The following is a 20,278-nucleotide window of genomic DNA, read 5'->3' as shown; positions in this document are numbered from 1 at the left end:
GCCGTCGCCATATCGGAGAGTGTGTTGATGAAGTTGCGTTCGATTGCGGTCGCTGTTGCGGCATTCGCCATGGCCGGTAGCGCCCTGGCCCAGGACGTCTCGTCCGAGAAAGGCAAGCTGAGCTACTACTTCGGTTACGACTACGGCAACAACCTTGCCGAGCTGACCGCACGTGGCGAGCAGCTCGACATCAATTCCGTGGTAAAGGGCCTGCAGGACGCCTACGCCAAGAAGCAGCCGGCTCTGACCGCCGACCAGCTGAAGCCCGCGCTGGAAGCCTTCCAGAAGCGCGAGCAGTCGCGCGCCCAGCAGGCCAAGGCCGAGTACGACAAGGTCGCCGCCGAGAACAAGACGAAGAGCGACCAGTTCATCGGCACGTTCAAGGGCCAGGCGGGCGTGAAGACCCTGCCGAGCGGTGTCGCGTACAAGGTGCTGGAGAACGGCACCGGCGCCAAGCCGACCCAGGCGAGCACGGTTGAACTGCTGGTGTCCGGTCCGTATCCGTTCGGCCAGCGTCCGGCGGAAGCGCGTCCGGCGCAGCAGATGAAGGACCTGAAGGTCAGTGCGGTCGAGATGGCGGCGATGCGCGAAGCGCTGCTGCAGATGCCCGCCGGTTCCAAGTGGGAAGTCGCGCTGCCGCCGGACAAGGCGTATGGCGCGGACCCGCGCACGGGCTTCCCCCCGAACGTGGCCGTCGTGTTCGAAATCAAGCTGGTCAGCGTCAAGTAATTCCAGCAGTCGCTACACCCTCTGCGCCGGCCTAGTGCCGGCGCAGTGCGTTTCCGCGCTGGGCGACGCATCGCGTTACCCTCCGCAGGTGCCCGAAGACATGACTACCGCATTCCGCGCCGTGCTCAGCCCCTGCATCGGCGTCTGTACGCTGGACAATGACGGGCTGTGCGAAGGTTGCCTCCGCACCACGGCCGAGATCGCGCGCTGGTCGCAGATGAACGATGACGAACGCCTGCGTCTGATGGAACACGTGCTGCCCGCACGCGAGCAGGGTCGCGTGCCGCTCGAGCGTCGGCTGCGCGAGGGCGGCGATCTGCGCCGCGCACTGCATCCGCTGGGTGAGGTGCCCCGTGCAGCCGGCTGGAACCATGGCGAACTGATCGACCTGCTCCCCCCCGGGCCCCTGGCCGAAGCCGCGGTGCTGGCGGGCCTGGTGCCGCGAAAGGAGGGCACGCAGGTGGTGCTGACGCGCCGCACGGATGGCCTGCGCCATCACGGCGGACAGGTCAGTTTCCCCGGCGGACGCATCGAGCCGACGGATGCCGATGCCGTCGCTGCCGCGCTGCGCGAGAGCCACGAAGAGATCGCGCTGCCGTCATCGCTGGTCACGCCACTCGGCTTCCTCGATCCGTTCACCACGATCAGTGGATTCCGCGTGGTGCCGGTTGTCGCCCTGATCGATCCGGCCTTCGTGCCGGTGCCCGACCCCAATGAAGTGGCCGACGTGTTCGAGGTCCCGCTCGACTACCTGCTGTCGCCGGACAATCTGCGCCGTGTCGAGGTCGACTATCGCGGGCGCCGGCGGGTAGTGCTCGAATACGCATGGCCGGGACAGCGTATCTGGGGTGCGACGGCGGCCATCCTCTTCAACCTGCGGGAACGGCTGGAGCAGCTCGAATGAACTGGACTACCCTCGTCGACGCGTCTTCCCTGTCCGCCGTGCTCGGCGATCCGCGCTTGAAGCTGGTGGATGCGCGCTTCGTGATGCTCAACGCCGCGCCCGATGCGGGACGCGAGGCCTACCTCGTATCGCACTTGCCGGGTGCCGTCTACGCCCATCTCAATCACGATCTCTCCGACCTTTCTAAGACGGGAGAGGGACGGCATCCGCTGCCTGACAGCGATGCCTTCGCGCGCACGCTGGGGGCGTGGGGAATCGGACCCGGGCACCAGGTGGTGGTGTACGACGCGGGCGACGGCAGCATGGCCGCGGCACGCCTGTGGTGGCTGTTGAAGGTGATGGGGCATGAGCGCGTCGCCGTGCTCGACGGTGGCCTGGCTGCATGGCGTGCTTTCGGCGGCAAGGAGACGGCCGATAGCGCGCCGGTGGCATCGGAGGCGCCGTACCCGTCGCACTTCGACACGCGTCGGCTCGCCAGCGCGGAGGAAGTGACCTCGCGCCTGGGCGAAGCCAGCGGCTGGCTGTTCGACGCACGCGCGGCAGAACGCTTCCGTGGGGATGTCGAGCCGATCGATCCGGTCGCCGGGCACGTACCCGGCGCCCTCAATCGGCCGTTCGCACAGAACCTGCATGACGGCCGTTTCAGGCCTGCGGAAGCGCTGCGCACGGAGCTTGCTGCTTTACTGGGCACGCGCGCCGCCAGCGATAGCGTGCTGATGTGCGGCTCCGGCGTGACGGCCTGCCACCTGCTGCTCGCCTTCGAGCATGCCGGCCTGCATGGCGCCCGGATCTATCCCGGCTCGTGGAGTGGCTGGATCAGCGATCCGTCGCGTCCCGTCGCACGCGGCGACTGACGCGACCCCGCTTCACGTCACTTCTTCAGTTTTTCCACCAGCGCCTGCAGGGCTGCCTGCGTATCGGGCGCATGCCAGGCATCGACGAAGCGCTCCAACTGGATCAACGACGGATCGAGTGCCTCGACCAGATCGCGACGGGCGAGGGTGCGGGTCTGCAGCATCGGTTGATGCGGCAGCCGCAGCAATTGCTGCAGCCAGGCGATGGAACGCGCCGTGACGTTGTCCTGGTCGACGAGCTCATCGACCAGTCCGATCTCCAGCGCCCCCTCGGCCGGCACCATTTCGCCCGCGACCAGCAGCCGCTCCGCGCGGTAGGAACCGACCACGCGGCGCATCAGCCGCTGGATGCCTTCCGGCACCACCAGGCCCACCTGGGTTTCGTTGAGCCCGAGTGCGAACGGGCGCGCTGGATCCGCGCTGCGGGCCATCACCCGGTAGTCGCAGCACAGCGCCAGCACGCAGCCGCCTGCGGGTGCGTGCCCGGTGAGAGCAGCCACTACGGGGACACGTGACTCGGCCAGCGTGCGCGCTGCACCGAAGAAGGCTTGCCAGGCATCGAGCAGCGCATTGCGGTTGTCGCCAAGCGACAGCAGATAAGGGACGTCCATGCCGGCGGAGAAAATCTTCGGATTGCCCGCCAGCACGATGCCGCGCGCGCCGTGATCCAGAGCGGCGTTGAGCGCATCGATCAGCGCACGGCACAGCTCGGTGTTGAGGGCATTGACCGGTGCGCGCGCCAGTCGGATCTCGCGGATGTCGCCGTGGTCGATGGTCTCGATGAGTCCGGTCGTCATTCATCCTCTCCCTGAAGCCAGGCCGGTATCATAGGCGCATGAACCGTCGCGTCGAAATGTTATGCCTGTCCACCCTCATGCTGTCGTGCATGGCGACCGCCGATGCCGCGGAGTGCCTCCCAGTGGCCAAGGCGGCATGGGTGCGCCTGCCGCCGGCCGCGATGCCGATGATGGCCGGCTTCGTGCGCATCGAGAATCCGTGCAGGACGCCGGTCAGTATCGTCGGCGCGGAAAGCCTGGCTTTCCAGGATGTGTCCTTGCACGAAACGCGCGAAGAGAACGGCGTCAGCCGCATGCGCGAAGTGACCGCGCTACCCGTCGCTCCAGGCAAGGCCGTCGAGCTGAAGCCGGGCGGGTTGCACCTGATGCTGCATGGCGCCGACCAGTCGTTGGTGGCGGGCGAGAGGCCCGTGATCACGCTGAAGTTGGCCGATGGCCGTTCGCTGCCCGTGACCTTCGAGGTGCGCAAGTCGTCGCCCTGAGATCCGTCGGCTTGTTGTAGGAGCGACGTCAGTCGCGACCGTAGATCCCAAGCGCCAGGGCAGCAGGGTAGGGACGGTATAGCGGCTGGATGTCCGGATAGTCCATGGCTGTTTGAGTTTCCGGTCGCGACTCACGTCGCTCCTACAGCCTTCCCGCGGTTACTCCGACGCCGCGCGGATCGCCGCCGGCAGCGCCGCGCTCTGGCCGGTCTGCGTGTCCATCCACACCACCACCACGTTGCCGTCGGAATACAGCACGCTGTCGTCCTTCGCCGACACGATCCGGTGGCCGATGGTGACGCTGCTGGTGCCCAGCCGGTCGACGTAGAGCTCTACCACCACGTCGTTCGGCCACGTCAGGGGGCGCTTGTAGTTGATGTTGTTGGCGGCCACGACGGGGGCGATGCGGTCGGTCATCGACACGTCCGGCACGGTCAGCATCCAGCGTACGCGCGCTTCTTCCAGATACGAGATGTACTTGGCGTTGTTGACGTGGCCCATGCTGTCCATGTCGCGCCAGCGCACGCTGATCGGAATCTTCGCCAGCAGCTTGCGGCCGGTATCGTGGGTGTCGCTCATCGGGCGGCCTTCTTCGTGGTGGACTTGGCGGTCTTCTTGGTGGCGGACTTGCGCGGCGGCAGGACGTCGGGCTTCGCGACGGCCGCAGGTTTGGTCGGCTTCGGCGCCTTGGCGGTGGGCAGCAGTTTGGCGAGGAAGCGACCCGTGTGCGAATCCGCATGCGCGGCAATGTCCTCGGGCGTGCCCGTCGCGAGGATCTGCCCTCCCCGGTGACCGCCTTCAGGCCCCAGGTCCACGACCCAGTCCGCGGTCTTGATGACATCCAGGTTGTGTTCGATCACCACGATGGTGTTGCCCTCGTCGCGCAGCTTGTGCAGCACGGCGAGCAAGTGCTCGATGTCGTGGAAGTGCAGGCCCGTGGTCGGCTCGTCGAGGATGTACAGCGTGCGTCCGGTATCGCGGCGCGAGAGCTCCTTCGACAGTTTCACGCGCTGGGCTTCGCCGCCCGACAGCGTGGTCGCGCTCTGGCCGAGCTTGATGTAGCTCAGGCCGACATCCACCAGCGTTTCCAGCTTGCGGGCGATCGACGGCACCGGCTCGAACAGGGTCAGGGCGTCCTCGACCGTCATCTCCAGCACATCGTTGATGTTGTAGCCCTTGTAGAGGATCTCCAGCGTCTCGCGGTTGTAGCGCTTGCCGTGGCAGACGTCGCAAGGCACGTACACGTCCGGCAGGAAGTGCATTTCGACCTTGATCAGGCCGTCGCCCTGGCAGGCTTCGCAGCGACCGCCCCGCACATTGAAGCTGAAGCGGCCCGGCGAGTAGCCGCGCGCGCGCGCTTCCGGCACCTGCGCATACAGTTCGCGCAGCGGCGTGAACAGGCCGGTGTAGGTCGCGGGATTGGAACGCGGCGTGCGCCCGATCGGCGACTGGTCGATGTCGACGACCTTGTCGAACAGGTCCAGTCCCGTCACTTCGCGGTACGGTGCCGGCTTGTGCGAGGCTCCGTTGATCTCGTTGGCGGCGAGCGAATACAGCGTGTCGTTGATCAGTGTCGACTTCCCCGAACCCGATACGCCGGTGATGCACGTGAACAGGCCGGACGGAATGTCCAGGTCCACGTCCTTCAGGTTGTTGCCGGTGGCGCCACGCAGGTGCAGCGTCATCTTCGGGTTGGCCTTGTGGCGGGCCTTGGGCACCTCGATCCGACGCCTGCCGGAAAGGTACTGGCCGGTGAGCGAACGCGGTGCTTCCAGCAGGTCCTGGAGCGTTCCCTGTCCGACGATCTCGCCACCGTGCACACCAGCGCCCGGGCCGATGTCGAGCACGTAGTCGGCCAGGCGGATCGCGTCCTCGTCGTGCTCCACCACGATCACCGTGTTGCCCAGGTCGCGCAGGCGCGTCAGCGTGCCGAGCAGGCGCTCGTTGTCGCGCTGGTGCAGGCCGATGCTGGGCTCGTCGAGCACGTACATCACGCCCACCAGGCCCGCACCGATCTGCGATGCGAGTCGGATGCGCTGCGCCTCGCCGCCGGACAGGGTGTCGGCCTTGCGCTCCAGCGTCAGGTAATCCAGGCCGACGTCGACCAGGAACCCGAGGCGCTCCGCGATTTCCTTCACGATCTTCGCGGCGATCTCGCCGCGCCAGCCCGGCAGGTCGAGACCGCGGAAGAACGCCAGCGCTTCGTCGACCGGCAGCACCACCAGCGACGGCAGCGGACGGTCGGCGACGAACACGTTGCGCGCGGACTTGTTGAGGCGCGCGCCCTGGCAGTCGGGGCAGGGCCGGTCGCTGATGTACTTCGCCAGCTCCTCGCGCACCGCGGGCGATTCGGTCTCGCGGTAACGGCGCTCCAGGTTCGGCACGATGCCTTCGAAGCGGTGCTTGCGCTGCGTGCGTCCGCCCGATTCGGTGAGGTAGGTGAAGGTGATGACGTCTTCGCCGCTGCCGTACAGCACGGCCTGTTGCACCTTTGCGGGCAGCGACTGCCAGGGCGCATCGGTGTCGAACTGGTAATGCTTGGCCAGCGAGGCGATCAGCTGGAAATAGTACGCATTGCGGCGATCCCAGCCGCGCACGGCGCCGGCGGCCAGCGACAGTTCCGGATGCACGACCACGCGCGAGGGATCGAAGAACTGCGCAACGCCCAAGCCGTCGCAGGTCGGGCAGGCGCCGACCGGCGAATTGAACGAGAACAGGCGCGGCTCCAGTTCCGGCAGCGAGTAGTCGCAGACCGGGCAGGAGTACTTCGACGAGAACAGCAGCGGTGCGGTTTCCGGTTGGTCCAGGGACATCACCTGTGCCATGCCGTCGCCCAGCTTCAGCGCGGTCTCGAAGCTCTCGGCCAGGCGCTGCTTGAGGTCCTCGCGCGGCCGGAAGCGGTCGATCACTGCCTCGATGGTGTGTTTCTGGCGCAGCGCCAGAGCCGGCACGGCGTCGATCTCGTACAGCTCGCCGTCCACGCGCACGCGCACGAAACCCTGCGCGCGCAACTGGTCGAACACCTGCGCATGCTCGCCCTTGCGCTCGCGGATCACCGGCGCCAGCAGCATGTAGCGCTGCTCGCCGTCGAGCGCCAGCACCTGGTCGACCATCTGGCTGACGGTCTGGGCTTCCAGCGGATAACCGTGGTCCGGGCAGCGCGGCAGGCCGACACGTGCGTACAGCAGGCGCAGGTAGTCGTAGATCTCGGTGATCGTGCCGACGGTGGAGCGCGGGTTGTGGCTGGTGGATTTCTGCTCGATCGAGATCGCCGGCGACAGGCCTTCGATGTGGTCCACATCGGGCTTTTCCATCACCGACAGGAACTGCCGCGCGTACGCCGACAGCGATTCCACGTAGCGGCGTTGGCCCTCGGCGTAGATGGTGTCGAACGCCAGCGATGACTTGCCGGAACCGGACAGGCCGGTGATCACGATCAGCTTGTCGCGCGGCAGGTCGAGATCGATGTTCTTGAGGTTGTGGGTACGGGCTCCGCGGATGCGGATGAAGTCCATGGCCATCGGGTGGGGGATCCGGAAGCGAACAAGGAAGCGTAGCGATCTGCCTAGGTGGGGGCAAATACCGCCATTGCCAGCGAAACGAGGGGGAAGGGTAGGTGGGCAGTCAGCATGGGCACTCACGGGCTCCGTGCGGGGCAGCCGCTAGGAGGTCATCGGGCGATGTCGCAGCGCCGTCCTCCCGGCGCATCCAAGTGGCTGAGTTACAAGGGAATGCGATGCCATCGTGCAGGGCGGAGGGGGAAGCGGGACCCGCCAGCATGGGCGTCCATGCGGACAGTTCCGGTCCGCAAAGCGCGAGCGGATGGCCGCGCGGCTCGCGACGCAGGGGTCGGTTGACCGTAACCCCATGAATCCACTAGAATTCCGCTTCTGTTCGCCCTCGATGGCGGGCAGGCTCCAGAAAATAACTACAGAAACCAAGGAATCCACATGTACGCAGTCGTAGTCACGGGCGGTAAGCAGTACCGCGTGATGAAGGGCGAGACGCTCCGCGTCGAGAAGCTCGAGGCCGAAGCCGGCAATGAGCTCACCTTCGACAACATCCTGATGCTGGGCGATGGCGAGACCATCAGCCTGGGTGACGCCCTGAAGGGCGCCACGGTCACCGCGAAGGTCGTCGGCCATGGCCGCGCCGACAAGGTGCGCATCATCAAGTTCCGCCGCCGCAAGCACCACATGAAGCGTCAGGGTCACCGGCAGCACTACACCGAAATCGAAATCACCGGCATCAACAAGTAAGGAGAAGCAGTCATGGCACATAAAAAGGGCGTAGGCTCATCGCGCAACGGCCGCGACTCCAACCCGAAGATGCTGGGCGTCAAGGTGTTTGGTGGCCAGGCGATCGACGCGGGCAACATCATCATCCGCCAGCGCGGCACCCAGTTCCATCCGGGTCCGGGCGTCGGCCTGGGCCGCGACCACACGCTGTTCGCGCTGGTCGACGGCAAGGTCGAGTTCTCGATCAAGGGCGCCAAGAAGCGCCGCACCGTGAGCGTGGTGACGGAAGCCTGAGGCTTTCGCACACGTCGAGCGAAGGGCCCCGCCGCGTGCGGGGCTTTTCGTTTCGAGACCCGGCAATGATCGGGCAGCGCACCCGCTTCTCCCACTCTCCACTCCCGAACCCCACTCCCGGCTCTCATGAAACTCGTAGACGAAGCAGAAATCCTGGTCGGCGCCGGCAACGGCGGCAACGGTTGCGTGGGCTTCCGGCGCGAGAAGTTCATTCCGCTGGGCGGACCGGACGGGGGTGATGGCGGCAACGGCGGCAGCGTCTGGCTGCAGGCCGACGAGAACCTCAATACGCTGGTCGACTTCCGCCACCAGACCCAGTTCCGCGCCCAGCGTGGCGAGAACGGCATGGGTCGGCAGATGTACGGCAAGGCGGGCGACGACCTGACCATCACCGTTCCGGTCGGCACGGTCGTCACCAATGTCAGTACCGATGAAGTCATCGGCGACCTGACCCAACACGGCGACCGCCTGCTGGTCGCCAAGGGCGGCAAGGGCGGCCTTGGCAACATGCATTTCAAGAGCTCGATCACCCGTGCGCCGCGCAAGGCCACGCCGGGCGAGGAGGGTGAAGAGCGCCTGCTGAAGCTGGAGCTCAAGCTGCTGGCCGATGTCGGGCTGCTGGGCTTCCCCAATGCCGGCAAGAGCACCTTCATCCGGGCGGTGTCGGCGGCGACGCCGAAGGTGGCCGACTATCCGTTCACCACGCTGTACCCGAATCTCGGCGTCGTCAGCGTGGAAGCGCATCGCAGCTTCGTGATCGCCGACATTCCGGGGCTGATCGAGGGGGCCGCCGACGGTGCCGGCCTGGGCGCGACGTTCCTGCGCCACCTGCAGCGCACGCGCCTGCTGCTGCACTTGGTGGACATGGCGCCGATGGAAGGCGGCGTCGAGGACGTCGATCCGGTCGAGCAGGTCCGCGCCATCGAACGCGAGCTGGAAAAGCACGACCCGGAGCTGTTGCAGAAGCCACGCTGGCTGGTGCTCAACAAGGCCGACCTGATGTTCGAGGACGAGGCGAAAGAGCGCGCTGCCGAGATCATCGCCAGCCTGGGCTGGACACAGCCTTGGTACCAGGTGTCCGCCATCTCCCGCGAGGGCACCTGGCCGATCATGAAGGACGTGATGGCGTTCTTCGATCGGCAGAAGGAAGAGGCCGACGAGGCCGCCCGCGAGGGTTGAGTGGCAACGAAAAACCCGCCGGAAGGCGGGTTTTTCGTTTCTCGTGATCGAGCATCAGCGGCCGTCCTGCACGCGCAGCGAGGCGGAATCGGCGATCACCTGGGGTTCCAGTGCCTTGTGGCGCCGGGTGGCGCTTTCGAGATTGGCCTCTCCCCATTCCAGCGACTTCGGGCTGTTGATCGTCAGCCGGGTACCCTTGTCCCATCCTTCGAAATCCTTGCCGGCTAGCGCGTCCTGATGCACCGGCGAGAGTCCCCAGATGCCGTCGATGATGTGGGTCCTGAAGTAATAGGTCTTGCCGGCTTCCACCGCTGCCTTGCAGAAGCGAACGCCGCCATCGCCGGTCGGCTAGGCGCAGGCATCAGACCCTCGGCGAGGCGAGGGCGTCAATGGGCGCCAGGCACCAAAAAGAAACCCGCCTTTCGGCGGGTTTCCGTGTCTTCGCGTTGCGTACCGCCGTGAATCAGGCCGCTTGCAGGGCCTTGATGCGGGCGTTCAGGCGGCTCTTGTGGCGGGCAGCCTTGTTCTTGTGGATCAGGCCGCGCGAGCTGAGGCGGTCGAGGATCGGCTGGGCCGAGACGAACGCGGCCTGGGCGCCGGCGGCGTCATTGGCGTCGAGCGCCTTCAGGACCTTCTTGACGGCGGTGCGCAGCATCGAACGCTGACCGGCGTTGCGCGCATTGCGCACGACGGTCTGCTTGGCGCGCTTCTTGGCGGACTTGATATTGGCCACGGTGGGATTCCTGGTGAATACCTGAGAGAATTCAGGGGGTGAACGGAAGACGGGTAAATTGAGCCGGAAATTATGGGGCATTCAATGGGTTGCGTCAACCTGGGTCGTCCCCGGGCAGAGGGGGGGCGATGAGCGGTAACCGGCTGCTTCGTTCCACCGCCATCTTCAGTTCCATGACGTTCCTGTCCCGGGTCTCCGGGCTGGTGCGGGATCAGGTCTACGCCATCGTCTTTGGCGCCAACCCGGCCATGGACGTGTTCATTGCGGCCTTCCGCATCCCGAATTTCATGCGGCGGCTGTCGGCGGAGGGGTCGTTCTCGATGGCCTTCGTGCCGGTGCTGGCCGAATACAAGGAGAAGTACGGGCAGGATGCGGTCAGGAACCTGGTGGACCGGGTCGCGGGTACCTTGCTGGCGGCCCTGCTGGTGGTCACCGCGGTGGTCCTGCTGGCGGCGCCGTGGTTGACGAGGGTGATCGCGCCCGGCTTCGAGGTCGGGGGCGAGAAGCATGCGCTGTTCATCGAGATGCTGCGCATCACCTTTCCCTACGCGCTGTTCATTTCGCTGGCCTCGCTGGCGGGCAGCATCCTCAACAGCTACCAGCGGTTCGCGGTGCCCGCGCTGTCCCCGGTCCTGCTGAACGTCGCGATGATCGCCGCAGCGCTGGGGCTGGCTCCGTTGATGGGCGGGTCGGTCAAGGCGCTGGCGTGGGGCGTGTTCGCCGCCGGCATCCTGCAGTTGGGGTTCCAGCTGCCGGCATTGGCGAGGCTGGGGCTGCTGCCGAGGCCCAGGCTCGATTTCGCCCATGCCGGTGTCCGCAAGATCCTGACGCTGATGGTCCCGACGCTGTTCGGTTCCTCGGTGGTGCAGTTCAACCTGCTGTTCAACACCATGGCGGCCTCGTACCTGATCGGCAGCAGCATCACCTGGCTGTATTACAGCGACCGCCTGCTGGAGTTCCCCTTGGGCATGTTCGGGGTGGCGATCGGCACGGTGATCCTGCCGCACCTGTCCAGCCGGCATGCCGCGACCGATCCCGACGGCTATTCGAAGGGGCTCGACTGGGGGTTTCGCCTCTGCCTGATGATCGGTCTGCCGGCCTGCGCAGGCTTGATCCTGTGCGCGGAGCCGCTGATGTCGACCCTGTTCCAGTACCGCAACTTCACTGCGATGGACGCGCGCATGAGCAGTTGGAGCCTGATCGCGCAATCCACCGCCGTGCCGGCCTTCCTGCTGGTCAAGGTGCTGGCCCCCGCCTTCTATTCGCGGCAGGACACCCGCACGCCCGTGAAGGCGGCCGTGGTGGCTGTCCTGACCAATGCGTTTTGCACCATCGGCCTCTTCGCCGGCCTGCTGTACGCCACGCCTGCCGGGCAGGCCGCGCTGCAGGCGGCGGGCGGCGATTGGATGCAGGCGCTCGCGAGCATTCCCGGAGCGCATGCGCTGCTGGCCCTGGCCATTGCCATCGCCGGCTGGGTCAATGCGCTGCAACTGGCGTGGTTGCTTCGCAAAGCAGGCGTTTACCGCCGGCAGCCGGGCTGGGGGCGTTTCCTGCGCCAGATCGGCATCGCCACCCTGGCGATGACGCTCACGGTGCTGGCGTTCCGGTTGCTGTGGACGGACTGGTCCGCCTGGACGTGGTGGGAGCGCGGCTGGCGGCTTGCGGCGATGGTCGGCGCCGGCGGCGGCCTGTATGCCGGCCTGCTGTACGTTCAGGGCATCCGGCCGCGAGACCTGCGTGGGCATTGAGGACGGGCGGGCCGGCTATACTTCAATGTCTTGCACCATCCCGGATCCGCCGCCTGGCGCGTCCGCCCTGACAGGATTCCATGAGCAGGCTGTTCCGTGACGTCGATGGCGGGTCTCTGTGCCCGCACGGTAGCGTGGTCTGCATCGGCGCCTTCGATGGCCTGCACTCGGGCCACCGCGCGCTGGTGCGGCATGCCGTGGCGCGTGCGCGTGCGCTGGGCGTCGAGTGCGTCGTCGTCACGTTCGAGCCCCTGCCGCGCGAGTTCTTCTCCAAGGACCATCCGCCGCCGCGCCTGACCCTGGCGCGCGCCAAAGTAGAAGGCCTGCTGGGCCTGGGTGCGGATCGCGTCGGCCTGCTGCGCTTCGACGCCAGGCTTTCGGCGATGTCCGCCGAGGACTTCGTCCGCACCCTGCTGGTCGGCCGGCTGGCCGCCCGCGAAGTCTGGATCGGTCCGGAATTCCGCTTCGGCCACCGCCGCGGCGGCGATGTCGTGCTGCTGCAGGCGATGGGAAGTGAGCTGGGCTTCAGCGCCGACGCGATCGCGCCGGTCGAAGTGCAGGGCGAACGCGTGTCCAGCACGCGCATTCGCGAAGCCCTGAAAAGCGGCGACTTCACTACCACCACCCGCTTGCTCGGTCGACCCTATGCCATCGGCGGCCGGGTCGTGCGCGGCAAGCAACTCGGCCGCACGCTCGGCTTCCCCACCGCCAACCTGCGCTTCCCGAAAGCGCCGGCCCTGTCCGGCATCTACGCCACCTGGGTGCACGGCGTGGGCGATGCACCGTGGCCGTCGGTCTCCAGCTTCGGCACGCGCCCCACGGTGGACGGCGTCGAGCCGCTGCTGGAAGCCCATCTGTTCGACTTCGCCGGCGACCTCTACGGGCGCCACATCGAAGTCGAATTCGTCGCCAAGCTGCGCGACGAACTGAAATTCCCCGATCTGCCCAGCCTCACCGAGCAGATGCACCGCGATGCCGACCAGGCGCGCGCACTCCTTTCCGAACACAAAGAACGAGCGACGGCGTGAGCCAGGACTACAAAGCGACTCTCCACCTGCCCGCCACGGATTTCCCGATGCGCGGCGACCTGCCCAAGCGCGAGCCCGACACACTGGCCCGCTGGGAAAGCCAGGGCCTGTACGCGCAGCTGCGCGAGAACGCCAAGGGCCGCCCGCTGTTCGTGCTGCACGACGGCCCGCCGTACGCCAACGGTGCGATCCACCTGGGCCATGCGGTCAACAAGATCCTCAAGGACATCATCGTCAAGTCGCGCTACCTCGCCGGCTTCGATGCGCCGTACATCCCCGGCTGGGATTGCCACGGCCTGCCGATCGAGATCGCCATCGAGAAGAAGTTCGGCAAGGTGGGCGTGAAGCTCGACGCCGTCGAATTCCGGCAGAAGTGCCGCGAATACGCCGAGTCGCAGATAGACATCCAGCGCAAGGATTTCAAGCGCCTGGGCGTGATCGGCGACTGGGACAACCCGTACAAGACGCTCGATTTCCGCTTCGAAGCGAACGAGATCCGCGCGCTGGCGAAGATCGTCGCCAACGACCACCTGACCCGCGGCGTAAAGCCGGTGCACTGGTGCTTCGATTGCGGCTCGGCGCTGGCCGAGGCCGAGATCGAGTACGCCGACAAGGTGTCGCCCGCCGTCGATGTCGCCTACGCCGCGCGCGATGCGCAGGCGGTGGCGACGGCGTTCGGCGCCACGGTGCCGGCGGATGTCGAGGTCGCGCTGCCGATCTGGACCACCACGCCGTGGACGCTGCCCGCGTCGCTGGCGATCTCCATCGGCGGCGAACTGGAATACGCCCTGGTCGAAGGCCCCGCGCACGACGGCAAGCGCCGCTGGCTGGTGCTGGCCGATGCGCTCGCGACGCGCGCGCTGCAGCGTTACGGCGTTACCGACGTGGTCGTGCACGCGCGAGTGAAGGGCAGCGCGCTGGAAGGCCTGCTGTTCGCGCATCCGTTCTACGACACGCGCGACATCCCCGTGCTGCTGGGCGACCACGTGTCGGCCGAAGACGGTACCGGCGCCGTGCACACCGCACCGGGCCACGGCCAGGAAGACTACGTCGTCAGCAAGCAGTACGGCCTGCTGGACAAGTACACCGCCGCGCAGCTCAATCCGGTCGATGGCCGCGGCGTCTACCTGCCGTCCACGCCGGCCGCGCATGGCGTGGAGCTGGCCGGCCTGCACATCTGGAAGGCCAACGACGTCATCGTCGACGTGCTGAAGCAGAGCGGCGTGCTGCTCGCTTTCAGCAAGCTGGAACACAGCTACCCGCACTGCTGGCGCCACAAGACGCCCATCGCGTTCCGGGCCACGCCGCAGTGGTTCATCTCGATGGAGCAGGCCCATCTGCGCGCCGACGCGCTGGAAGCGATCAAGCAGGTCGGCTGGTTCCCGCAATGGGGCGAAGCCCGCATCGCCGGCATGGTCGATGGCCGTCCCGACTGGACCATCTCGCGCCAGCGCACCTGGGGCGTGCCCATCGCGCTGTTCGTGCATCGCGAAACCGGCGAGCCGCATCCGCGCAGCGTCGAGCTGATGCGCGCGGTCGCCGAACGCGTGGAGCAGGGCGGCGTCGATGTCTGGTACACGCTGGACGCGGCCGAGCTGCTCGGCGACGAAGCGAAGGACTACGACAAGATCACCGACATCCTCGATGTCTGGTTCGACTCCGGCGTGACCCACGAAGGCGTGCTGCTGGAGCGCGGCCTCGGCAAGCCGGCCGACCTCTACCTGGAAGGCTCGGACCAGCATCGCGGCTGGTTCCAGTCCTCGCTGCTGACCGGCGTGGCGATCGACAAGCGGGCGCCGTACAAGCAGTGCCTCACCCACGGCTTCACCGTGGACGAGCACGGCCGCAAGATGTCCAAGTCGCTGGGCAACGGCATCGAGCCGCAGGACATCATGAAGACCCTTGGCGCCGACATCCTGCGCCTGTGGATCGCCAGCGCCGACTACAGCAACGAGATGTCGCTGTCGCAGGAAATCCTGAAGCGCAACGCCGACGCCTACCGCCGCCTGCGCAACACCGCGCGCTTCCTGCTCAGCAACCTCAACGGCTTCGATCCCGCCCGCGACCTGCTGGCGCCGGCCGACATGGTCGCGCTGGACCGCTGGATCGTGCACCGCGCGTTCGAAGTGCAGGAGAAGATCAAGGCCGCCTACGACCGTTATGACTTCGCCGAAATCGTGCAGGCGCTGCTGAATTTCTGCAGCGTCGACCTCGGCTCGCTGTACCTGGACGTCACCAAGGACCGCCTGTACACCATGCGCGAGGATTCGCGCGGTCGCCGCAGCGCCCAGAGCGCGATGTACCGCATCGCCGAGGCCTTCGTGCGCTGGATCGCGCCGGTGCTGAGCTTCACCGCCGACGAGATGTGGGGCTACCTGCCGGGCGAGCGAGTCGGCAACGTGCTGTTCGCCACCTGGTACGACGGCCTGGCGCCGCTGCCGGCCGACGCCGCCCTGAACGCCGCCGACTTCGACCAGCTGCTGGCGCTGCGCGAACAGGTCGCCAAGGTGCTGGAGCCGATGCGCGCCAACGGCCTGATCGGTGCCGCACTGGAAGCGGAGATCGCGGTGTCCGTGAACGCCGCTGCCGCCGCCAAGTGGCAGCCGCTGGCGGAAGAACTGCGCTTCTTCTTCATCAGCGGCGACGTCACCGTCTCCGAAGTCAGCGCCGACGAGGTCTTCGTCCTCGCCACGCCGACCACCAAGAGCAAGTGCGTGCGCTGCTGGCATTACCGCGCCGATGTCGGCGCGCATGCCGAGCATCCGGAACTGTGCGGCCGCTGCGTCAGCAACATCGACGGCGCCGGCGAAACCCGGGAGTGGTTCTGATGACGGCCGCCCCCAAGCCCAACGCGCTGCTCTGGCTGCTGCTGTCGGCGGTGGTGATCGGCCTGGACCAGTGGTCCAAGGCCTGGGTTCTGGCGTCGCTGCCGGAGTACACCGCCATCCCGGTGATCGACGGCTTCTGGAACTGGTACCGCACCTACAACACCGGCGCGGCATTCAGCTTCCTGGCCGACGCAGGCGGCTGGCAGCGCTGGTTCTTCACCGTGCTGGCCGTGGGCATCAGCGGCCTGCTGGGCTTCTGGCTGTCGCGCACGCGCCGGGGCGACTGGCGCCAGGCGCTGCCGTACGCGCTGGTGATCGGCGGCGCGCTGGGCAACGTGATCGACCGCCAGATCCACGGCCACGTGATCGATTTCATCCAGTGGCACTGGCGCGACCATTATTGGCCGGCGTTCAACATCGCCGACTGCGCGGTCGTCGGCGGAGCCATCGGCATTGCGCTGTTCGGCATGTTCGACGGCAAGAAGAAGGCCGCGTAGAGCGGGCCTTGGCTCGCCACTCGGTGATGCATCAACACGGTGGGCCAAGGCCCACACTGCGGGCATCGCGGTGGTTTTCCCTCACCCCGTTCCCCTCTCCCGCGGAGGGGAGAGGGGCGTAGGTGCCATGCGGGATCGGCACCGGCAACACGTTTAGCGTTTCATTTTCCCGCCTTCGGTACTATCGGATTCTATGGACGTCCTGCTCGCCAATCCCCGTGGTTTCTGCGCCGGCGTCGACCGCGCCATCGAGATCGTCAAGCGCGCCATCGAGACGCTGGGCGCACCGATCTACGTGCGCCATGAAGTGGTGCACAACCGCTTCGTCGTCGACGACCTGAAACAGCGCGGCGCGATCTTCGTGGAAGAACTCGACGAAGTGCCGGATGGCGCCACCGTCATCTTCAGCGCGCATGGCGTCTCCCAGGCGGTGCGCCACGAAGCCGAACGCCGTGGCCTGAAAGTGTTCGACGCCACCTGCCCGCTGGTCACCAAGGTGCACCTGGAAGTGGCGCGCCACTGCCGCGCCGGGCGCGACGTGGTGCTGATCGGCCACGCCGGCCACCCCGAGGTGGAAGGCACGATGGGCCAGTGGAACCGCGAAGGCGGGGAAGGGCAGATCTACCTGGTGGAGGACATCGACCAGGTGGCCACGCTGGACGTCAGCCAGCCCGAGAACCTGTTCTACACCACCCAGACCACGCTGTCGGTCGACGACACGGTGGGCATCATCCAGGCGCTGCAGGCGCGTTTCCCGGCCATCCATGGGCCGAAGAATGACGACATCTGCTACGCCACCCAGAACCGCCAGGACGCCGTGCGCGACCTGGCCAAGCAGTGCGACCTGGTGCTCGTGGTCGGTTCGCCGAACAGCTCCAACTCCAACCGCCTGCGCGAGCTGGCCGAGCGCGACGGCGTGGAGTCGTACCTGATCGACGGCGCGCACGAGATCGACCCGCGCTGGATCGACGGCAAGCAGCGCATCGGCGTGACCGCCGGTGCCTCCGCGCCGGACGTACTGATCGACGGCGTCATCCAGCGCCTGCGCGACCTCGGCGCCGCCGGCGTCAGCGAACTGGACGGCGAGCCGGAGAACATGGTGTTCGCGCTGCCGAAGGAACTGCGGCTGCAGCTGGTCGGCTGAGCCTCTGTCCCGGAGCGGGGCAGGCATCCTTCGCGGGACGCCGCGGGCCGGAACCGGTCGATGCGGCGCGCATCGCACGCTGCGACCTTGGAAAATTTCCTCGCTGCCGCACCTCCGGGCCTCGATGCCGGGGAAATTTTCCTCGCCACCGCCCTTCCGTGCCGCACGCGCGCACCTTCCCGGTTCGCGCGCTCACAATGAAGCCTCGTCATCTCACCTGAAAGCCTCGCTGACGGAGAAAATTTCTTCGTCATCTCACTTCAGAGCCTGGGCGTCGAAGAAAATTTCCTCGTCATCTCACTTCAAAGGTCCGGCGGCGGGGAAATTTTCCTCGTCATCTCACCTCAACGCCGCGTCATCGGGGAAAACATCCTCGTCATCTCAGCTGAAAACCTCGCGCGCGCACCTTTCTGGTTCGATTTCTCATACATGAGGCGCGGCGACGCCGCCCGTGCATGCGCGTAAGCCGCGTGCACCCTCAACTGTGAGTCATTTTCCGTCGCGACTCGCTTGGAAGCGTGCGCGCATCGCGTTAGCGTGGCGATGCCGTCGGATGCGGCGGCCTCACCTGACAAGGAATCAAGGAGCGACAATGAGTCAGAACCTCGTGGACCTGCAGATCGACACCACTATCCTCGATCCGCTGGATGCTGCCATCTCCCAGATGGAAGCCTGCCTGGCGGGCTTGATCTCGCTGACGCCGGAACAGCGGCGCGGCCTGATCAAGATGGGCGACAAATCGGAAGCCTTCTGCCGCGCGGCCTTCAACGTGGCCGAGCAGCATGCCGGCATCATGGCGCGCGACTTCGACATCGAGGGCGTTCGTCGCGACCAGCAGACGCTGGACCAACTGCGCCCGCGCATCCTGCGCATCGCCCACCTTTACCAGCGATTGACCGACACCGAAATGGCCCTGGGCAGCGACCTGATGGCCGCCGCGCTGGAGGTCTACGGCGTGCTGAAGGTCGCCGGCAAGGGCAAGGGCCTGGACGAAGCCCGCCGCCATCTGGCCAGCCGCTTCCGCATCAGCACGCACGACAGCGATGCGCCGGGCGAGAGCGTTGGCAACGGCTAGCGGCGGGAGGGTGGCAGTTTGATGCAGAACAACGGCCCCGCGATGCGGGACCGTTGTGTGAGAGGCTCCATCGAAGGTGCGGCGGGTCAGGATCGAAGCCCATGCGTCCCGTGACGGGGCCCGCCCGACCCCGCGCATTGACCATAGGTACCCCAACCCCTAAAATTCGCGGCTCCGCCGGAATAGCTCAGTTGGTAGAGCGGCGCATTCGTAATGCGTAGGTCGTAGGTTCGATTCCTATTTCCGGCACCAGTCGTGACAAGGCCCCGCTTCGGCGGGGCTTTGTTTTTTCCGGGTCTCGCCTGCGGAGACGGCGGGCCGATACAGTAGCCGCTCGCCGTCCCGACAGGTTTCCCGTGGCCAAGACCTCTGCCAAGTCCCGTACCGCCTACGTCTGCGCCGAATGCGGGGCGGACCACAGCAAATGGCAGGGCCAGTGCGCCGACTGCGGAGCGTGGAATTCGCTCAGCGAGATCGTCCTGGAGACCGCCGCCGGCGCACCACCGGCGGCCCGCCGCTCCGGCTGGGCTGGGAAGGCCGAAGCCCCGAAGATCACCGCGCTGAAGGACGTGCGCCACAGCGAAGAAGCGCGCGTGACCACCGGCATCGGCGAGTTCGACCGCGTGCTGGGCGGTGGCCTGGTGGAGGGCGCCGTGGTGCTGGTGGGCGGCGACCCGGGCATCGGCAAATCCACCCTGTTGCTGCAGGCGCTGGCCCGGATGTCGGCCAGCCTGCCGGCCCTGTACGTCACCGGCGAGGAATCGCTGGCCCAGGTCGCCGGCCGCGCCGTGCGCCTGGACCTGCCGCTGGACAACCTGCAGGCGCTGGCCGAGACCGGTATCGAGACCATCCTGCAGCACGCCTCGGTGGCGCGGCCGAAACTGATCGTCGCCGACTCCGTGCAGACCCTGTGGACCGAATCGCTGACCGCCGCGCCGGGTTCCGTCAGCCAGGTGCGCGAGAGCGCCGCGCGGCTGGTGCGCTATGCCAAGGAGACCGGCACGGCCGTGTTCCTGGTCGGCCACGTGACCAAGGAAGGCGGCATCGCCGGCCCGCGCGTGCTGGAACACATGGTCGATGCGGTGCTGTATTTCGAAGGCGAGAGCGGCAGCCGCTTCCGCGTGCTGCGCGCATTCAAGAACCGCTTCGGCGCGGTGAACGAGCTCGGCGTGTTCGCGATGGGCGAGAAGGGCCTGAAGGAAGTACCCAACCCGTCGGCGATCTTCCTCTCCGGCAGCGCACAGCAGCCCGGCAGCTGCGTGATGGTCACCCGCGAGGGCACGCGCCCTCTGCTGGTGGAAGTGCAGGCGCTGGTGGACAGCTCGCCGCTGTCCAATCCGCGTCGCGTGGCGGTGGGTCTGGAACAGAATCGCCTGGCGATGTTGCTGGCCGTGCTGCACCGGCACGGCGGCGTGGTGGTGGGCGATCAGGACGTGTTCGTGAATGTCGTCGGCGGCATCCGCGTGCAGGAAACCGCGGCCGACCTGCCAGTGCTGCTGGCGGTGCTGTCCTCGCTGCGCGATCGTCCGCTCGCCGAGAAGACCGTGGCCTTCGGTGAAGTGGGCCTTTCGGGCGAGATCCGCCCCGTGCCCAACGGCGAGGAGCGCCTGCGCGAAGCGGCCACGCACGGTTTCAAGCGCGCCATCGTGCCCAAGGGCAACGCGCCGAAGTCGGGTACGTTCAAGGGCCTGGAAGTCGTGGCGGTTGAGCGGCTGTCGCAGGCGCTGGAGGCGGCGGCGGAGTAGGGC

The 20,278-nt window shown here is 66.9% G+C and carries 19 protein-coding genes and 1 tRNA gene; 15 read left to right on the top strand and 5 right to left on the bottom strand.

Translation table 11 applies throughout. From position 1 onward, the window contains the following. Positions 1-27: 27 nt before the first annotated feature. The 3 genes from ACSQ19_RS01935 (at position 28) to ACSQ19_RS01925 (ending at position 2,487) form a co-directional block, all read left to right on the top strand. Positions 28-729 (top strand): FKBP-type peptidyl-prolyl cis-trans isomerase N-terminal domain-containing protein, encoded by a 702-nt coding sequence (locus ACSQ19_RS01935; RefSeq protein ID WP_299342852.1) that lies wholly within the window; start codon positions 28-30, stop codon positions 727-729. A 100-nt stretch (positions 730-829) separates the two neighbouring features. Continuing rightward, on the top strand, positions 830-1,633 hold the full coding sequence (locus tag ACSQ19_RS01930) for a CoA pyrophosphatase (protein WP_435999647.1): 804 nt from the start codon (positions 830-832) through the stop codon (positions 1,631-1,633). Next, positions 1,630-2,487 carry a sulfurtransferase gene (locus ACSQ19_RS01925; protein WP_435999645.1) on the top strand — a complete coding sequence of 286 codons (858 nt, stop codon included), beginning with the start codon at positions 1,630-1,632 and terminating at the stop codon, positions 2,485-2,487. The genes ACSQ19_RS01930 and ACSQ19_RS01925 overlap by 4 nt, the downstream gene beginning before the upstream one ends. Positions 2,488-2,504: 17 nt before the next feature. Here the strand turns inward: ACSQ19_RS01925 and ACSQ19_RS01920 are convergent, their stop codons facing one another. Then, a complete protein-coding gene (locus tag ACSQ19_RS01920) occupies positions 2,505-3,284 on the bottom strand; it encodes an enoyl-CoA hydratase/isomerase family protein (RefSeq protein WP_435999643.1) in 780 nt (259 codons plus the stop codon). 38 nt (positions 3,285-3,322) lie between these two features. Here ACSQ19_RS01920 and ACSQ19_RS01915 point away from each other — a divergent pair, with 38 nt between their 5' ends. Then, on the top strand, positions 3,323-3,766 hold the full coding sequence (locus ACSQ19_RS01915; protein WP_435999641.1) for a copper chaperone PCu(A)C: 444 nt from the start codon (positions 3,323-3,325) through the stop codon (positions 3,764-3,766). Between the two features lie 159 nt (positions 3,767-3,925). Here the strand turns inward: ACSQ19_RS01915 and ACSQ19_RS01910 are convergent, their stop codons facing one another. Both ACSQ19_RS01910 and uvrA read right to left on the bottom strand, forming a co-directional pair. Beyond that, on the bottom strand, positions 3,926-4,345 hold the full coding sequence (locus ACSQ19_RS01910; protein WP_296280446.1) for an acyl-CoA thioesterase: 420 nt from the start codon (positions 4,343-4,345) through the stop codon (positions 3,926-3,928). Further along, complete coding sequence (gene uvrA / locus ACSQ19_RS01905; RefSeq protein WP_296280447.1) at positions 4,342-7,287, bottom strand: excinuclease ABC subunit UvrA; 2,946 nt, start codon at positions 7,285-7,287, stop codon at positions 4,342-4,344. Before uvrA ends, ACSQ19_RS01910 begins: the two co-directional genes overlap by 4 nt. A gap of 429 nt (positions 7,288-7,716) precedes the next feature. On the opposite strand from uvrA, the gene rplU reads away from it, so the two are divergent. The 3 genes from rplU (at position 7,717) to cgtA (ending at position 9,477) form a co-directional block, all read left to right on the top strand. Then, positions 7,717-8,025 (top strand): 50S ribosomal protein L21, encoded by a 309-nt coding sequence (gene rplU, locus ACSQ19_RS01900; protein ID WP_055935657.1) that lies wholly within the window; start codon positions 7,717-7,719, stop codon positions 8,023-8,025. Between the two features lie 12 nt (positions 8,026-8,037). Next, complete coding sequence (rpmA, locus tag ACSQ19_RS01895) at positions 8,038-8,298, top strand: 50S ribosomal protein L27 (RefSeq protein WP_142123858.1); 261 nt, start codon at positions 8,038-8,040, stop codon at positions 8,296-8,298. A 126-nt stretch (positions 8,299-8,424) separates the two neighbouring features. Beyond that, on the top strand, positions 8,425-9,477 hold the full coding sequence (cgtA, locus tag ACSQ19_RS01890; protein WP_296280458.1) for an Obg family GTPase CgtA: 1,053 nt from the start codon (positions 8,425-8,427) through the stop codon (positions 9,475-9,477). Positions 9,478-9,531: 54 nt separating this feature from the next. On the opposite strand, the gene ACSQ19_RS01885 is transcribed toward cgtA, so the two are convergent. After that, entirely contained in the window at positions 9,532-9,786 is a 255-nt protein-coding gene (locus ACSQ19_RS01885; protein WP_435999637.1) for a hypothetical protein, read from the bottom strand. Positions 9,787-9,940: 154 nt separating this feature from the next. After that, positions 9,941-10,210, bottom strand: coding sequence for a 30S ribosomal protein S20 (gene rpsT / locus ACSQ19_RS01880; protein ID WP_062355047.1), 270 nt, complete (start codon positions 10,208-10,210; stop codon positions 9,941-9,943). A gap of 128 nt (positions 10,211-10,338) precedes the next feature. Here rpsT and murJ point away from each other — a divergent pair, with 128 nt between their 5' ends. From murJ to radA, 8 genes are all read left to right on the top strand, one after another. Next, entirely contained in the window at positions 10,339-11,958 is a 1,620-nt protein-coding gene (gene murJ, locus ACSQ19_RS01875) for a murein biosynthesis integral membrane protein MurJ (protein ID WP_435999635.1), read from the top strand. Between the two features lie 80 nt (positions 11,959-12,038). Then, positions 12,039-12,986, top strand: coding sequence for a bifunctional riboflavin kinase/FAD synthetase (locus ACSQ19_RS01870; protein WP_435999633.1), 948 nt, complete (start codon positions 12,039-12,041; stop codon positions 12,984-12,986). Continuing rightward, positions 12,983-15,814: an isoleucine--tRNA ligase gene (gene ileS / locus ACSQ19_RS01865; RefSeq protein ID WP_435999631.1), complete on the top strand. Its 2,832-nt coding sequence runs from the start codon at positions 12,983-12,985 to the stop codon at positions 15,812-15,814. The genes ACSQ19_RS01870 and ileS overlap by 4 nt, the downstream gene beginning before the upstream one ends. Next, the gene (lspA, locus tag ACSQ19_RS01860) at positions 15,814-16,311 is read left to right on the top strand and encodes a signal peptidase II (protein ID WP_435999629.1); all 498 of its coding nucleotides are present in this window, start codon (positions 15,814-15,816) and stop codon (positions 16,309-16,311) included. The genes ileS and lspA overlap by 1 nt, the downstream gene beginning before the upstream one ends. A gap of 193 nt (positions 16,312-16,504) precedes the next feature. After that, positions 16,505-17,455, top strand: a complete 951-nt coding sequence (gene ispH, locus ACSQ19_RS01855; protein ID WP_435999627.1) for a 4-hydroxy-3-methylbut-2-enyl diphosphate reductase — start codon at positions 16,505-16,507, stop codon at positions 17,453-17,455. A 592-nt stretch (positions 17,456-18,047) separates the two neighbouring features. Beyond that, on the top strand, positions 18,048-18,530 hold the full coding sequence (locus ACSQ19_RS01850) for a hypothetical protein (RefSeq protein WP_435999625.1): 483 nt from the start codon (positions 18,048-18,050) through the stop codon (positions 18,528-18,530). 176 nt (positions 18,531-18,706) lie between these two features. Then, positions 18,707-18,782, top strand: a tRNA-Thr gene (locus ACSQ19_RS01845). Positions 18,783-18,886: 104 nt separating this feature from the next. Continuing rightward, positions 18,887-20,275, top strand: a complete 1,389-nt coding sequence (gene radA, locus ACSQ19_RS01840; RefSeq protein WP_093490508.1) for a DNA repair protein RadA — start codon at positions 18,887-18,889, stop codon at positions 20,273-20,275. Positions 20,276-20,278 lie beyond the last annotated feature (3 nt).

The sequence above is a fragment of the Pseudoxanthomonas sp. LjRoot127 genome, from assembly GCF_964253495.1.
Classification (GTDB): domain Bacteria; phylum Pseudomonadota; class Gammaproteobacteria; order Xanthomonadales; family Xanthomonadaceae; genus Pseudoxanthomonas_A.
This window is presented reverse-complemented; position numbering and strand designations above follow the sequence as displayed.

What these genes read in the sequence shown, in the direction of transcription:
- ACSQ19_RS01935 (WP_299342852.1), top strand. Translation starts at nt 28, where the DNA reads ATGAAGTTGCGTTCGATTGCGGTCGCTGTTGCGGCATTCGCCATGGCC.
- ACSQ19_RS01930 (WP_435999647.1), top strand. Translation starts at nt 830, where the DNA reads ATGACTACCGCATTCCGCGCCGTGCTCAGCCCCTGCATCGGCGTCTGT.
- ACSQ19_RS01925 (WP_435999645.1), top strand. Translation starts at nt 1,630, where the DNA reads ATGAACTGGACTACCCTCGTCGACGCGTCTTCCCTGTCCGCCGTGCTC.
- ACSQ19_RS01920 (WP_435999643.1), bottom strand. Translation starts at nt 3,284, where the DNA reads ATGACGACCGGACTCATCGAGACCATCGACCACGGCGACATCCGCGAG.
- ACSQ19_RS01915 (WP_435999641.1), top strand. Translation starts at nt 3,323, where the DNA reads ATGAACCGTCGCGTCGAAATGTTATGCCTGTCCACCCTCATGCTGTCG.
- ACSQ19_RS01910 (WP_296280446.1), bottom strand. Translation starts at nt 4,345, where the DNA reads ATGAGCGACACCCACGATACCGGCCGCAAGCTGCTGGCGAAGATTCCG.
- uvrA (WP_296280447.1), bottom strand. Translation starts at nt 7,287, where the DNA reads ATGGCCATGGACTTCATCCGCATCCGCGGAGCCCGTACCCACAACCTC.
- rplU (WP_055935657.1), top strand. Translation starts at nt 7,717, where the DNA reads ATGTACGCAGTCGTAGTCACGGGCGGTAAGCAGTACCGCGTGATGAAG.
- rpmA (WP_142123858.1), top strand. Translation starts at nt 8,038, where the DNA reads ATGGCACATAAAAAGGGCGTAGGCTCATCGCGCAACGGCCGCGACTCC.
- cgtA (WP_296280458.1), top strand. Translation starts at nt 8,425, where the DNA reads ATGAAACTCGTAGACGAAGCAGAAATCCTGGTCGGCGCCGGCAACGGC.
- murJ (WP_435999635.1), top strand. Translation starts at nt 10,339, where the DNA reads ATGAGCGGTAACCGGCTGCTTCGTTCCACCGCCATCTTCAGTTCCATG.
- ACSQ19_RS01870 (WP_435999633.1), top strand. Translation starts at nt 12,039, where the DNA reads ATGAGCAGGCTGTTCCGTGACGTCGATGGCGGGTCTCTGTGCCCGCAC.
- lspA (WP_435999629.1), top strand. Translation starts at nt 15,814, where the DNA reads ATGACGGCCGCCCCCAAGCCCAACGCGCTGCTCTGGCTGCTGCTGTCG.
- ispH (WP_435999627.1), top strand. Translation starts at nt 16,505, where the DNA reads ATGGACGTCCTGCTCGCCAATCCCCGTGGTTTCTGCGCCGGCGTCGAC.
- ACSQ19_RS01850 (WP_435999625.1), top strand. Translation starts at nt 18,048, where the DNA reads ATGAGTCAGAACCTCGTGGACCTGCAGATCGACACCACTATCCTCGAT.